The sequence below is a fragment of the Rahnella selenatireducens genome, from assembly GCF_046449555.1.
GTDB classification, from domain to species: Bacteria; Pseudomonadota; Gammaproteobacteria; order Enterobacterales; family Enterobacteriaceae; genus Rahnella; species Rahnella selenatireducens.
Genome location: NZ_JBKEZJ010000001.1, coordinates 74599 through 89984, shown reverse-complemented (window position 1 = coordinate 89984; position 15386 = coordinate 74599). Strand labels below are relative to the sequence as shown.

Sequence of the window (15386 nt, the reverse complement as noted above, 5' to 3'; positions counted from 1 at the left end):
TTACGTCACCCAGACCAGGAGTGATTTTGGTCACATAACGCTCTTTAACCTATAAAACCAGAGTAAAGCAGGGGGAATAATGACTTTAATCAAAACTTGTAAGACTCTTCTGAAGATTAATTATTCATCAGTCATGTAGCTGTAAATGAAAATGACCATACTTTTACCAATGCAGCGTAAATGTAGTTGCGCGGTTAATGACCGGTGAGAAATTAAATTGGATGGTAACATTCGAAGATTATCTTTCTATGCAGTGATGAAGTGTATTCATTCGTTACAGTGTAATAAATTAGCTGCTTTTTCTTTCACAAGCTGACACCCTATAGGTGTATGGCATGTGCGTGCGATTGAAATTGATTATTATCGGATTTTTACCGTCTCACACGCGCACAATGCGGGTGATGAAAAAAACGTGCGCTACACTTTCTTATTTTCTCCAGTTATAAGGGCATCGGATGATTTGCTCCGAAAAATTCAAACATTTCAGAAACTTCAGCGCATTAGCCTTGGTTCTGAATGCGACTTTTAGCCTGCCTGTAAATGCGGATGACTCGCAGTTACGGGCATGTGGCAATGCAAAAACGGCCAAAGACTGCCAGTTACCTTTTCAACAGGGGCTTTCGGCTGTTCAGGTAGGGTTATCACGTGAGCCGCAGTGGGGTTATCTTGATACCACCGGGCACATGGCAATCAAACCCGATTTCAGCGACGCGCGCGGATTTGTTAATGGTCTCGCCGTTGTTAAAAAAGGCGATCAATACGGCTACATCGACAAGAAAGGCCACTGGGTAATTGAACCGCGTTTTACCCGCGCAACCGATTTCAATGCACAGGGTACGGCGCTGGTTGTCACGGATAATCGTCTGGCATTAATTGACCGCAAAGGTGCCGTTTTGAAAACGCTGCCGTTTGCCGTTTCTCCCGACAGCCATGGTTTTGCGGGCGGACAGGCGCTGGCAAGCGTCCAAACTCAGGTTTCCCCGACGCTGTGGAATGCTGCAACCGATCGCTCTCTTTCTCTGCCTGACGATGTTATGGCGCTCGATCTGCCGCAGTCCGGGCTTATCCCTGCTAAAAAGCGTGATTCCGTAAATGACGGTTACTGGGGATATCTGGACGAGCATGGTGACTGGGCAATTGACCCTATGATCCTGAAAGCGCGCGATGAGCCTCAGCTCAGCGGCGACGTGGTTGCTGTCAAAATCAAAAATATGTGGAGTTTCGTTGATCGTCAGGGCGTTTCATTAAATAAAGAACAGTATAAATCTGTACGTCCTCTCTCTTCCGGTAGCTGGCTGGTTACCGGCAACGATAATTCCAGGCAGTTGCTCAGCAGCAAACTGGAAAAAGTGCAGGATATTCCTGCCGATCAGTCGGAAAATATTATTGTCTGGGGCAAGGCAACGCTGGGAACTGGTAGCAAAGGTATTGTTATTGTTGGGGCCGATAACCAGGTCGTTTCCCTTAAAGTGAATAAGCCTCAGTTCCTGCAACAGGGAAACCGCCTCTGGGTTATGCAAACTGAAGGTAAAGCTCCGCAGGTTGTACAGGTTTATGACAACAATGGCGTTGCATTACTCAATGATGCCACGCTCGCTGCGCTGAAAGATTATCAGGTGAAGCCACTGGGTACCTCTGTGCTGACCGATGATATTGCCACATTGCCGGAAGTTACTGCGGATGTAGCGCATACGCTGCCTTGGGCAATTCTCGCGCCTGCGGATACGGCTAAACCACCGGCAATCCTGACCTCGCAGGGTAACGTTCTTTCAGATCCTCAGTGGGCTGCTTTCGATGGCGATGCGTCTCAGGCTCCGCTGATTGTCCATACCCAAACCCAAAAAGTGGGAGCGGTAGACGGCGCGGGTAAATGGGTTATTCAGCCGGCTTATCAGCAGATCAGCGCGTTTTCCGGTGACTACACCTGGGCTGTCGAAAACAGTAATAATACCGATACCAAACGCTTAATTGACCGCAATGGCATCGCAACGGATGTGCCAGCAGATATCTTGCAAAATGCCCAGCGTCTTTCCGGCGGTCTGTTGTATTACACTGAAGGTGCTAATGATGCCCGTCGCTGGGGCTTATGGGATATTGCGAGCAAGAGTATTAAAGCTGCCCCTCAGTTTACTCAAATCGAATCCTTCAATGAGGGGTTCGCCCTGGCGAAAGCCGATGCCGGCTGGGGGGTGATCAGCACTAACGGCGTATGGGCAATTGCGCCAGATTCAAGCCGCAGTGGGAAGTTCCAGTATATCGGACAGGGCGTTTTCACCCTGTCCGATAACGATCAGCCAGGCGAACGCAGTGATATTTCGAGTCATTACAGCCTGTACAGCGCAAACAGCGGTCAGGCGATCGCCGAAGACCTGCTGGCAAGACCACAATCCGTCGGGCAGGGACACTGGCTGGTCCAGCCAACTGAAGGGGGCGTGGCACTGTTAGACAGCGCTGGGCGCTATCCTGTCAGTAAAGCCATTGTATCTTCATCAAGCTCAGTGCAGGGAGACTGGGTAATGCTCAGTTTCGCGCCTCACTTTGGCGCCATTAACGCGCAGGGTGATTGGCAGATTCAGCCTCTCTACACGGCCGAATTCAATTTCATTTCACCTCTGAACTGGAGTCGTGCCGTCAGCGACGGGCATACTACACTGATTAACGATCACGGTGCTGTTCCGCTGGATGGCTTCGCGCAGGCTCAACCGCTGAATTCACTGGTGCGTCTGACCATGAACGATGACGTGAATGGTGAAACGGTGCTTTATGATAATGATGGTAATGAGATCCAGCGTTTCGCCGGGCTCGACAGCTTACAGGCAGACAAAGCCAGTGCGGGCGTTATCCCGCTACGAGACAGCAAAGGGCTTTATGGTTTTGTTGATCAACAGGGTAAGAAACTGATCGGTTCTTATTTTGATCAGGTTGGCGCTATGAATAATAACTTTGCCACTGCCATGAAGAAATCAACTTACGGAAACCTGTTCGGTTATATCAGCACAACCGGCCGTTTTGCTGTCTTGCCTAAATTCGACTGGGCAGATAACTTCAGCGAGAAACATGCTTGGGCGGGCGGCAAAGGTATTGTCAGTCTGCTGAACGCAGAAGGTGCCGTTCAGGCGAAAATTCAGGTGCGTTGTAATCAGCGCGTAATCGTGGACGCAAAAGGCGCTTATCTCTGGCCTGCAAAAGCGCCTTCATGCGGTACCGGGAGTAATTGATGATTGTCAGCAAACCTTCAAGGCTACGGATAGCACTTCTTTGCGCATTGAATACCAGCAGTGCACTGGCCTTATCGACGCTGACAGTTTCTGTAAATGCGGCTGAAACTTCTGGTTGTTTTGCTCAGTTGCCTGCTTCGCAAAACGATGTACAACGGCGTAACGCGCTGCCGGTTGTTCAAAACCTGTGTATCCGTGATGTTCGTGAAGGGCGCGCGGCTGTGCTTTTACCGGCTGCTGACGCAGCCACTGAACGCTGGGGTTTTCTGGATAATCAGGGGCAACTGGTTATAAAACCTGTCTTTGAAGATGTAGGTGATTATCACAACGGCATCGCGGCTGCTAAACAGCAGGGGAAGTGGGGGTTTATTGATACCACGGGGAACTGGCTGATTCAGCCAGCTTTCGATGCGGTACAACCTTTTACTGAATCGGGTTTGGCCGTTGTGACGGTTGCAGGCAAATCACAGATTATCGACCGCAAAGGCTTACAGGTTGGAAAAGCACTGGATGGTTTAGTGGATGAGGCCATTCTGAGCAACGGTCTTCCGGCACGATTGCAGCTTTCATTTAACAGTGTGCTGCTTTCCCCTGATGGCGTCCGTCATGTTGCAACAGACAAAATGGAAGTTACTGAACCCTTTGGTTCTCAGGGATTATTCATCGCCTTCGATGCCAGCAAAGGTTATGGCATCGTGGATGAAAATCTGAGCTGGCGTGTTACACCGCAGTACGCCGAAATTGCTCTCGACCCGCGTAATCCGGCAGTGGCACTCGCGAAAAATCCCGACGGAATTACGCTAATTCGTGCAGACGGTGTTCCGGATGAGCAAAAGTATTTATCAGTAAGTGAAGAAACCGGCGCTTTCTGGCTGGCGAAAACGGCTGATGGTGTGAAGTTACTGGATAACTCCGCCATTGTGATTGCAACGTTTAGCGATTCTGATGCCGCCGCTCTGCGGGTTTCGGGAGACTATGTCCTTAACCTGACACCGAAAGAAAATCTCATCGTATTTGTTCCCGGCCGTAAACAACCTCTGACGTTGCCTGCCGCCAGCGAGCCGTGGGGGCAGACTACCGGTGAGTTTCTGGTGACCACCCGCGGTGAGCAGAAAAAAGTGAATGCTATCGTTGCGCCTTCAGGCGGAATGATTGGTGGTGCCCAGAATGTCGGCTGGCTGGCGCAAATTTCCAGTGCGGAAGTGATCAATCACCGGCTGTGGCTGCGCAATGACCAAGGCGACGTCCTGAATGTCGTGGATGCGACCGGAAAGGCGTTGCTGAATCAGAAGACGATCAGCGCGCTAGAAAATACCCGGATTGAACCGCTCAATGCTGGCGGTGACCACGTTACCGCTCAGTCGCCATTGGCTCTGATACGCCCTGAGGCAGGAACCGGTAAAACAGGTGCAGGTTTCCTAAAACCGGATGGCACTCTGCAAATTGACAATAAATGGCAGGATATTGAATCTGCGGACAGCAGTGCGGATATCGGGCAATTTATTGTCAGAACGGCCGACGGTACGGGTGTGATTGATCCACAAGGGAAAGTGGTGATTCCTCTGACAGAAGACAATATATCTCCGTTTGTACAAGGCTATGCGCTGGATTATCTGGACGGCAAGCTGACGGCGCTCGACCACGCCGGTAAGCATTATAATTTGCCGGATGTGTTCGATCTGGAGTCGGTCGGTAACGGCTGGTTCCGTTACCACGAAACGGCAGCAGAAGGCGCATTGTGGGGAATTTACGATGCCATTAACCAGAAAATGGTCATTCAGCCCTCCTATCTGGATGTGGGTGATTATGCCAACAATCAGGTTGCAGTTCAGACGCCAAATGGTCTTTGGGGGATACTCGACGGTCAGGGTAAAACGGTGGTGGATGCTAAATACGCTAAAGTTAAGCGCATCAATACGGCCTTGTGGCTGCTGACACAGCCAGCCACGGATGGTCAGCCAGAGTCCGGCGTAGTTGCAGAAATTATCGGCAATGATACGAAAACCCGGATTGCGCCGACAGCCGGTCTGGCGGTGAATCAGTTCAGTGATGGGCGTATTCTGGCTACGTCTGCCGCCGGGCAATCCTGGCTTCTGGACGCCAAAGGCAATATCCAGCTTCATGAGCAGCAAACCCGTATCAGTGCGCTGGGCGACTGGGTGAAACTATCCCGTCAGCCACAGGAAGGTTATTTATCCGCGCAGGGTGATTGGCAAATCCAGCCCGCCATTGATATGCAGGGATCCCGTTTTGTACAAGGGCGGGCATTGCGTTCAACGTCAGCCGGAACTGAGCTGATTGACGATAAAGGTTCGCGTGTCGCCGCGTTGCCTGACGGGAAATGGAACCTGCCGCTGGGCAGTTCGTGGTCTGTTTCTTATGATCCGCAAAACAGTGAGGCCGCAACGCGCTATGTTGATAATACCGGCAAGCTGGTTCTGACTGTGGCAGGTTTCGCCAGCCGTATGGTTGACGGACATGCTGTTCTGACACGTGCTGATGGCACAAAAACCTGGATTGACGGGCAGGGGAAAGCCGCTGATGCTGTCTCTTACGCCGATCTCGGTTTACCTCAGGACGGTCTCGCGTTCGCTAAAGCGGATACTTCCTATGGCTTCGTGGATGCGCAGGGTAACTATGTGATCGCGCCTGTTTACAGCGCAGTTTCACCCTTTGACGGTGGGGTTGCGATTGTTTCGACACCGGCAATGTCGATGATGATCGATAAGACAGGCAAGCCACTCGCGCGCTTAGATAAAGAGTGCGGCATTTCTGTTTTATACGGCGCGGGTAGCTCGCGCCAGTGGCCACAGAAAATGCCGGATAATTGCAAACCCTGAGTCTGATGCTTGCGTTCAAAACCCGCTACGGCGGGTTTTTTTGTGCTAATGTTTAACTGTAATGGCAGTGAACTATCTCAATTGAAAGGATAAATTATGATCCCGCAGATCCCGCTTAAATACAGGGACGCAGAACGCTGGTCTTTTGGTGATACTGAATCGTCAGCAGATGAACTGGCCAAGCGTGTTATAGCCGGTACCAAAACAGCGACCTGCTCAAATCTTGATGACGATCCGGAACCCGAGCCGGGCGAAGTGTTTGTTGTGGTCGATGGTCGCAATAATCCGGTCTGTGCCGTGCAACTGACCGAAGTGAAACAAGTTCCGTTTGATCAGGTAACAGAGCAGCATGCCTGGGAAGAAGGTGAAGGTGACCGCACGCTGGCTTACTGGCGTAAAGAGCACCAGCGTTTCTTCGAGGAATATGAAATGTTTGAACCGACCATGCCTCTGTTGCTCATGAAGTTCCGGATGATCGAAAAGTTCTAACTTCATCATATGGCCTGATAAGGAAAATCAGGCCAAAACCTTAAGGCATAAGATCTACCTGATGTTGTCGATCTGTCGTTCAGGAATGAGTCATGTCCGCCAATACAGCAAACCCTCATACGTTTTCACCCCTTTCCGGAGTTCCGTATTTCAGCCAGTGGGAAGATCCGTCCTGCGCAGCGGGAATTATCGCCGGTGATATTGCGCTCAGTGATATCCGCCTCTGGCGCCAGTCCGGGGCGTCTTCTCAGGAGGAATTTATCGAATGGGCCAACCATGTGTGCGGAATGTGCTGTCTTAAAATGGTGCTGGCGGCAGTTTCCGGAACTATCGTACCCATTCTCGAACTGACTTACCGAGGCCTGGTGTACGGTGCTTACGTCCGTGAAGGGAGTCATATCAAAGGGCTGATTTATGCGCCGTTTGTGGAGTATGTTCGGGAAGAGCTAGGTCTGACCGCACAGGTCAAAGTAGATATTTCTGCGCAAGATATTGCTTCACAACTGGATTCACACCGGTTTTTTATAGCTTCGGTGCATCCTTCTATTCGTCTTCCTGAAACTATTCCGCCGAATAAGGGCGGACATCTGGTTCTGGTCACGCGGGCTGATGCCGGATCAGTGACCTTCCATAACCCGTCGGGTCACGATATTTCCTCGCAGCAGGATGTCACCCTGCCAGTTGAAATTTTTGCCCGCTTTTTTGCCGGGCGCGGAATAGCTCTGGTGTCTGACACTGACTGACCGCAAGCGGCATGGCGAACACAATACCGTTCGCCATGCTGTGTTACTCCAGTCGCATGATCCACTCATCTTTCTGCTTATCGTACTTCTCTTTATACAAAACAGAATGACGGCCATCGACAACAGCCGGGACGCTGGTGTGATCATCCCACGCATCAAGTTGCATGCACAAATCAGGGTCTGATTTGCACGGAATATGCACTTTATCGCCGCCTTTTGCTTCAGGCGTTGAGAGATGTGCATCGTCAATTTCATAACTGCCAATTCTGATAATCGATTTTCCCATAAGGTACTCCTTGCCAGGATGACGTCAGTGATTTCAGTAACATCAGGTACGACCAGTTGGGCGCCCTGATCTCAGAATAGTCGACAGCACAAAAAGTGCCACTGGATTTTTTCATGGCAGTGAAGAAACGAATTTTCAGAGGGGAAACCAAAGTGCGGAAGGAAGATAATAAGGAGCCAGTGTTTGATAAACGAACTGGCCCCTTTCATTTGTTCTCAGAGCGGGTTAAATCTGATTGAAACCGGCATTGCGTTGATCTGATTACGACCATTATTTTTGGACAGATACAAAGCTTCGTCTGCCGCGCTGACAATGTCCGACTGATCTTCGATATCCGGATCGTGATCAGGCCGGTAGGTTGCAATGCCCTGACTGATGGTCACACGATTAAATTCGCTGAAGCTGTGTTTGATACCCAGCACTTCGATTGATTCCATAATGTGCTGCGCGACAATCCATGCACCTTTTAAATCGGTATCCGGCAAAATAGCGGCAAATTCTTCACCGCCAAAACGGGTAACTACATCTGTGCTGCGCTTGAGCGATTTCCGCAGCGTTCTTGCCACCAGACGAAGACAGGCATCGCCCGAAAGATGCCCGTAATGGTCGTTGAAATGTTTAAAATAATCGATGTCGATCATCACTACGGTCAGCGGCGTTCGGTTGCGTTTGGCGCGCATATATTCGTGGCTGAGCACTTTTTTAAATTCGCGCCGGTTCGGTAACTTGGTCAGCGAATCGGTGCGGGCCTGAATTTCCAGACGGCGGTTGGCTTTAACCAGTTTCAGTTCCAGCAATTTGCGTTCGTGAACGTCTTCAGCCGTGCCGTACCAGCGCTGAATTGAGCCGTCCGTTGCATAACTGGCCGCCGCGCGGATACGCATCCAGTTCCAGCCGCGGTCAACGTGGCAAAAACGGACTTCAATATCCAGAGGCGCGCCGGTTTTAAGGCATTGTTCCCAGGTCTGAACCGCAGCACGGCGGTCTTCAACATGCATACTTTGGATCCATTTATCCGCCAGAATATCCTGACGCGTCATGCCGGTGATGCGCTGAAATCGCGAACTGACGTCATTGAGCATGCCGCGCGGGTCGGCGGTCCATGGGATTTGCGGGTTCAGCTCGACCATGTTGCGGTAATGCTCCTGGCTTTCGCGCAGCGCCCGCTCCATACGTTTGAGGCTGGTGATGTCCGTCATCGCTACAGAAAGCCCGTTCAGCTGATTTTGTGCATCGTAAGCCGCTTTGATGCGCACGAAGAAAACCTGATTTTTACCGGGAACGGAAAATTCACGATCAGGTGTGGTTTCATTACGCTGCGCCATCTCCAATGCGTTATTGAGCAGAGGTGAAAGGCCGGGCAGGAAGACCCCGATTTTGCGACCAATCGCTTCATACGGTTGCAGGCCAATAATATTGGCCATCGCATCATTCACGGTGACATATCGCATTTGCAAATCAATGAAGCACAGGCCAACCGGGGCGTTAGAATAAATGGTTTCGAGCTGGAAAAGACGTTGGCCGGGAGCCTGATCCAGACTGGTCAGATTACGGTCGATGCCACGATAGCCGCGGAAATTGCCGTCGTTATCAAACAGCGGAACACCGCTTGTTTCGAGGATAACTTCGCTGCCATCCGGGCGGATATTACGGTTCAGTAATCCGCCAAAAGGGGCGCGGCGTTCAACAATCGCAGCGAACTGCTCACCCACGCGTTTGGCTTCGTCAGGCGGCATGAAGTCAAAAGGCGTTTTGCCTAAAACTTGTTCGGGCGGAATGCCAAGAAACTCGATGCATTTATTGGAGGAAAAGACGTAACGCCCTTGTGCATCGACTTCCCAGATCCAGTCAGAATTGTTATCGATAATATCCCGCAGACTGGCCATTTGCTGTAAAAGCAGGCCATCTGCTGATTCGAGTTTCATTTCATCCGACATGATACTTCTCCGACTGGCAGGTCTTTACTCAACATCAGGCACTATGATTTATATCTAAAAATGATATATCACCGGCAATGTTATCTTGAGGGCAATAATACATGTCAGGGTAGGATTATTCCTACTTATAATTCCAATCACCTTTATAGATAAAATAAAGAGATATCCAATATATGCAGCACAAAATTCCTCGCAGTCATTTGTTCTATGCAGTTTGTCACCCCGATTTCACCTAAAAATGTACTGTCACAGTATTGGCTTAAAAGCTTAGCAGATTTATTTTTTATCGAATTTAAGGAGAGTTTATTAGAATTTTCTGCGCCAGCAGGTGGGGGCTGTGGCACAGAAATTAGGGGAGGGTTAAGCTAATTAATCGTTTGAGATTATCTGATGTCGCGTAGCGCCGTCCCGGACCAGCTCACGCGGCAGGCTATTTTTGATACGGCTCCCTATTTTTTTTGCCAACCCCAGCGGCTGATCAGCCCACGTCACCAGACATTCATCCGTCGCCGGGGTATTTTCAGGATAAATATCGACGCCGCGCAACCAGTTCTGTGCCAGCACATCATCAATATCAAAGCGGTTGTTTGCGTCATTAATGCTGAAAGCGACAACGGCTTCATGTTGCCAGCGGAAACCTTTTGGAAAGCGTTCAGCCAGACGGACGCCAATACGCGAAAATCTGACCTTGCCGAATAAGGGTTCAAGCACGGCCGGGAAGATCCAGATTTCTTTGTCGCGCTGCCACAATGTGTATTGTTTTTCCGGCCATGAAAGCCCGGAGCTGGCGGCGGCTTTGATTATTTCCGCGCTGTCCTGTCGTGAAAGTGGTGAGAACGGGAAACGACCGACTTTATATCCGGGAGCCGGCAAACGGGGTACGGAGTCTCTTTTACGGAAACGGGCAACGAAGAATCCTTCGCTGTCATAAATTTGCGGGAATACGTGGAGATAGCCTTCCTGCGTGACGGCTTTTTTCGCACCATCGAATAAATCTTCCAGTGTTTCCGTTTCAACCGCACCGGCGTAAGTTTCCAGTAACCACTGGCAAACCTGCTGATTTTCCTGCGCATTGAGCGTGCAGGTGGAATACACCAGAACGCCACCCGGTTTTAAGGCGTGAAACGCACTGTCGATAAGTTCGCGTTGCGTGGTGGCAATTTCAGCCACGCTGGCTTCTGACCAGTTGCTCATGGCATCGGGATCTTTTCGAATCACGCCTTCGCCAGAGCAGGGCGCATCCAGCAGAATTGCATCGAACGTTTCGGGTGACGCGGCACCGAACACGCGCCCGTCGAAATGGGTCAGCGCGGTATTACTCACGCCGCAGCGGCTGATGTTGGCATGCAGCACTTTCACGCGGCTGGCGGAATACTCATTGGCAACGATGCCCCCGCGGTTTTCCATCTGTGCGGCAATCTGCGTCGTTTTTGAGCCCGGTGCAGCGGCGACATCCATCACCAGCACAGGCTGCGTGTCGTAAGCAAACAGGGCAGTGACAGGCAGCATGGAACTGGCTTCCTGAATGTAGAAAAGCCCGGCGAGATGTGCCAGCGCATTGCCTAAACGTGAATCATCCAGTGCGTGCCGGTTTATCCAGAAACCTTCCGCGCACCAGGGCACCGGCTCCAGTTCCCACTGATAGCCTGACGCCATTTCGAGAAAACTGGCCACGCTGATTTTCAGGGTGTTGACCCGCAGACTCGGGCGCAGAGGGCGCTGACATATCGCAATGAAATCTTCCATAGTCAGGCTGGCTGGCATGATTGCGCGCGTGGCGTCCAGAAATTCGGAGGGTAACTTATCAGCAAAATCGCTGGCGGTGGTGAGTTTTGACAAGAGTTGGGTTCCAGAACTGAAAGTAATTTCTGCTGCGCAGTTTATCATATTTAGCGGCAGATTAAGGCGTGCGCATTGCTCGTTTGCAATGAAAAGGCCACCTGAAGGTGGCCTCTAAAAGTACTGAGTCTGTTAATTTCTTGGGATCGCCGTTCCCCATTTTTGCCAGTCTTTCGGCGCTTCCGGATTGAGCAGGAAGTGGTTGCCGTTGGCGGCTTTCGGTGCGAGCGGTGTGGTCGGTGGCGTTGCGAAGGCAATCCCGCCGCGGATGAACTGTTGGAATGTTCCGCTTTTGAACACGCCACCGGTCAGACCGAACTGTAAATCATAGCCAGAGGCCAGCCAGAATACGGAGTTTTCACGTACCAGATACTGGTACTTTTTACTGATCCGCAATGTCACGTTGACGCGGTCAGCCATCGCGCCCAGATAGAAGCCTGAAACTGTACCCACTTCAATGCCGCGGAACAGCACCGGCGTGCCGATTTGCAGTGAGCCGACTTCTGCAGCATCAACCACAATGCCAAGACCGTCGGTGTAACGCGAATCGGTAATCGTGGATTCCTGCAAATCAAAGTTACGCGCAGGAACGCCTTTACCGGCTTCAACGTTAATGTATGGCTGGAGAAGCGTGTCGAGATTGCTGACACCACCGGCCGAAATCTCCGGTGAAACGATCGAGAAACGTGTGCCACGGCGGGCGAAGTTGTCGACGTATTCCGGGTACAGCACGGCCTTGGCGGAAACCTGATTGAGCTGAGGATCCAGTTTCAGGGATTCCACCTGACCGATGGTGATCCCCAGATAACGGATTGGCATGCCCGCGGAAAGTTTGCTGGCGTCGTAGGTATTGAGCGTAATCTGGCTGCCCACGGCGCGTGCGGAGGTTTCAGAATCATAAAGAATGCGCTTGGTGCCTTTGCTGGTCAGCACGCCTTCAAAGTTATCGAAGCTGATCGCCCCTTTCAGTGCGCGATCCAGCGGCGATGCCTGAACGGTCAGGCCGCTGCCGTTTAGCTGAACTTTCGCGCCACCTTCTGCCCAGAAAATACTTTTTTCCGTCAGCAAATTGCGGTATTGCGGCAAAATATAAACATCCACCTCAAATTCACTGGCTTTCGGGCGCACGTTAACAATCTGGCCGACCTGGAATTTACGGTAAAGCACCACGGAACCGGCCTGGATATCTGGCAGACTTTTCGCCGTCAGCGTCAGTGTCGCGCCCGGCTGGTCTCCCTGAATACCCTCGGCGGCTTTTTCCGCATTGCTGTACAACGGATATTTCTGCAGTGGGTCGCCTTTTGTGCCCGGAATGATACGGACGCCACCGTCGACCCATTCCTGCGCGCTGGCACCCAGCACTTCCATCCCGTCGATACCCAGTTTCACATCGACACGACTGTTGACGACAAACTTGCTGTCTTTATGCAGTAAGTGTTTGTATTCCGGTTTGATCGCGGCATTAAACAAAATGCCCTCGTCGGTCAGCGTGCGGTCGATAACCTGACCGACAGTGATGCCATACAATTTAATTGGCTGACCTGCATCAATGCCATAGCTTTGCGGTGCGATCAGCTGAATCTTGCTGGTGCCCGGATCCTGAAGCAGACGCTGGTTGCTGTCGAGGACGGTGAAATGCTTCTGCGCATCGCCGTCGCCCGGGATCAGTTCCAGCGTGTTGCCGGTCAGCAACTGGCTGATATTGGCATTATTCAGGCTGAGTTTCGGGCTGTTCATTTCGATGCGCGTTCCGGTGCGCATCATATCCAGCACGGAAGGGTCGACGGTCAGTTTCCCGGTGACTTTGTTATCCGGTTGCAAGGTGATTTTTGTCAGCGTCCCGACCTGCAAACCCTGGTACATCAGCGGTGTCTGGCCTTCGGACAGACCATTGCCATTCGGCAAATCCAGGTCGATTTCCACGCCGCGCTGGCTTTGCGCCAGATCGGGGTAAAGCACGTAAGACTGGTCGGCCCTGGCGGGTTGCCCGTCGTTCGGAGAATCCATCGAGATCGCGCCATTAACCAACGCAGCCAGACTTTCCATCTGAACTTTTGCACCGCTCAGGCTGAATTCGCCTTTAAAGCCGGAAACATTCCAGAACCGGGTGTTGTCTTTGACCAGATTGGCAAAGCGCTTGTCGATCAGTAAATCAATTGTCACACCGTTGTTGCCGCTTTCGATATCGTAATCGTAAACTTTGCCGATCGGGATTTTACGGTAATACACCAGCGAACCGGTGCTCAGCGAGCCCAGATCTTTTGAGTGCAGATGAACCATCAGCTCGCCGGTATTCAGCCGGAATTTCGGCTGTGTATCGAGGGCGACAAAGTGATCTTTCTCGTTACCGGGACCCGGCATCATGCCGATGTAGTTACCGCCCACCAGCGCATCAAGGCCGGACACTCCCGCCAGCGATGCCTTCGGCGTCACCAGCCAGAACTGAGTGCCTTCGCGCAACGCGTCAGACAGATCGCTTTTAATGCTGACCTTCACCTGAATGGTGCGCAGATCTTTACTCAGGCTGATGGATTCGACCGAACCGACTTCAACGCCCTGATAACGCACAGGCGTGCGGCCTGCAACGATGCCCGCTGCTGACTGGAAATCAATAGTGACAGTCGTTCCCCGCTCCTGAAAGTTGCTGTAAATCAGCCATCCGGCGATCAGTAAAGCAATAAACGGCAGAAGCCAGAAGGGTGAAATCCGGCGCCTGTGTTTTATCCGTGCTTCAGTCGGTGTATTCGGCGTTTCCTGTTGCATGTGCATCCCAAATCAAGCGGCTATCAAGCCATTCAACGGCAAGAATGGTGAGGATCACGGCAGAGCCAAAATAAAAGGCAGCCGGTCCCATTGTAAAAGACAAAAGCTGGTCACGATTTACCAGCGACATCATCAATGAAATAACAAACAAATCGAGCATCGACCAGCGTCCGATCCAGGTCACCAGTCGTAAGAGACGAATACGCGTTTTCAATCCCTGAATCGCCTTGAAGTGGATACTGATCAGCAGAGTCAGCATCACGATAACTTTTGTAAAAGGTACCAGCACACTGGCAATAAAAACGATGGCGGCAATTGGCACGTTACCTGATGTGGCGAGGGAAACAACACCGGTAAAAATAGTGTCTTTTAGCTGTTGCCCGTTGGCATAAATGATCGAAATGGGCAGCAGGTTTGCGGGGATCAAAAAGATGATGGCTGCAATCAGTGCCGCCCAGGTTTTTTGCAAGCTGTGTTTATAACGTAAACGCATCGGCACATGGCAGCGCGGACAGCGCCCCCTTTCATCCGGCTGCCCCGTAAATTTACAGGCCAGACACAGGCGCAGGGAAGAGGGGACGCCTTTCGGCTGGCGCTGCGGATAAAACTCTTCCCAAAGTTGTTCAATGTTCAGATTAATCATCGTCAGTGTGACCATGACTGTCATCATCAGGTACGCCGCCAGCGCAATACCGACATTGATATCGGCATATTCTTTGACTTTGATACTGGCGACGGCCATGCCAATCAGATAGATATCGAGCATCACCCAGTCTTTCAGACGGTCAAGCATCAGCAAAACGGGTTTGAGGTTCATCCCCAGTTTGCTGCCAAAATGCAGATAAAGAATGGAGAGGGCCAGCGTCAGCGGCGCGCCAATGGTGCAAAACGCGACCATGCTGGCGGTGACCGGATCACCCTGACGCGACATTTGCCAGATTCCTTCCAGCAAACTGGCGTCAATACGCGTGCCCAGAAGGCGGATGCTGATAAGGGGCTCGGTATAGGCGAACGGCATCAGCAATAAAATGCTGATGGCGATGGTGATCAGACGTGGCAGGGAACAAACCCGGCCCTTTTCAACTTTGGCGTTACAGCGCGGACAGTGCGCCGTTTGCGTCCGCAGCAGTGCGGGAAGCGCAAAAAGGTAGTCACATTCACTGCACCGCTGGTAGCGAATATGCGGCAGTTGGGCTGAAATTGTGTGTATTTTCATAGTACCTGGAATAGTAAAGAATACCTGTTGTTACAATTACGCATCCCGCGAAGGG

The 15386-nt window shown here is 51.4% G+C and carries 9 protein-coding genes; 4 read left to right on the top strand and 5 right to left on the bottom strand.

The window, feature by feature from the left end:
- The first annotated feature begins 455 nt into the window (after positions 1-455).
- The 4 genes from ACLBVC_RS00400 (at position 456) to ACLBVC_RS00385 (ending at position 7290) form a co-directional block, all read left to right on the top strand.
- Positions 456-3218: a WG repeat-containing protein gene (locus tag ACLBVC_RS00400; RefSeq protein WP_410147457.1), complete on the top strand. Its 2763-nt coding sequence runs from the start codon at positions 456-458 to the stop codon at positions 3216-3218.
- A complete protein-coding gene (locus tag ACLBVC_RS00395; RefSeq protein WP_410147455.1) occupies positions 3218-6058 on the top strand; it encodes a WG repeat-containing protein in 2841 nt (946 codons plus the stop codon). The genes ACLBVC_RS00400 and ACLBVC_RS00395 overlap by 1 nt, the downstream gene beginning before the upstream one ends.
- 96 nt (positions 6059-6154) lie before the next feature.
- Entirely contained in the window at positions 6155-6547 is a 393-nt protein-coding gene (locus ACLBVC_RS00390) for an ASCH domain-containing protein (RefSeq protein ID WP_104922589.1), read from the top strand.
- A gap of 92 nt (positions 6548-6639) precedes the next feature.
- Positions 6640-7290: a hypothetical protein gene (locus ACLBVC_RS00385; protein WP_410147454.1), complete on the top strand. Its 651-nt coding sequence runs from the start codon at positions 6640-6642 to the stop codon at positions 7288-7290.
- Between the two features lie 43 nt (positions 7291-7333).
- Here ACLBVC_RS00385 and ACLBVC_RS00380 read toward each other — a convergent pair whose 3' ends face one another.
- The 5 genes from ACLBVC_RS00380 to yebS form a co-directional block, all read right to left on the bottom strand.
- A complete protein-coding gene (locus ACLBVC_RS00380; protein WP_410147453.1) occupies positions 7334-7576 on the bottom strand; it encodes a YebV family protein in 243 nt (80 codons plus the stop codon).
- Positions 7577-7791: 215 nt separating this feature from the next.
- The gene (locus tag ACLBVC_RS00375; protein WP_410147451.1) at positions 7792-9513 is read right to left on the bottom strand and encodes a sensor domain-containing diguanylate cyclase; all 1722 of its coding nucleotides are present in this window, start codon (positions 9511-9513) and stop codon (positions 7792-7794) included.
- A 369-nt stretch (positions 9514-9882) separates the two neighbouring features.
- Positions 9883-11400, bottom strand: a complete 1518-nt coding sequence (rsmF, locus tag ACLBVC_RS00370; protein ID WP_410147450.1) for a 16S rRNA (cytosine(1407)-C(5))-methyltransferase RsmF — start codon at positions 11398-11400, stop codon at positions 9883-9885.
- Positions 11401-11484: 84 nt separating this feature from the next.
- Entirely contained in the window at positions 11485-14115 is a 2631-nt protein-coding gene (locus tag ACLBVC_RS00365; RefSeq protein WP_410147449.1) for a PqiB family protein, read from the bottom strand.
- Positions 14084-15331 carry a membrane integrity lipid transport subunit YebS gene (gene yebS, locus ACLBVC_RS00360; RefSeq protein WP_410147447.1) on the bottom strand — a complete coding sequence of 416 codons (1248 nt, stop codon included), beginning with the start codon at positions 15329-15331 and terminating at the stop codon, positions 14084-14086. Before yebS ends, ACLBVC_RS00365 begins: the two co-directional genes overlap by 32 nt.
- Positions 15332-15386: the final 55 nt, after the last annotated feature.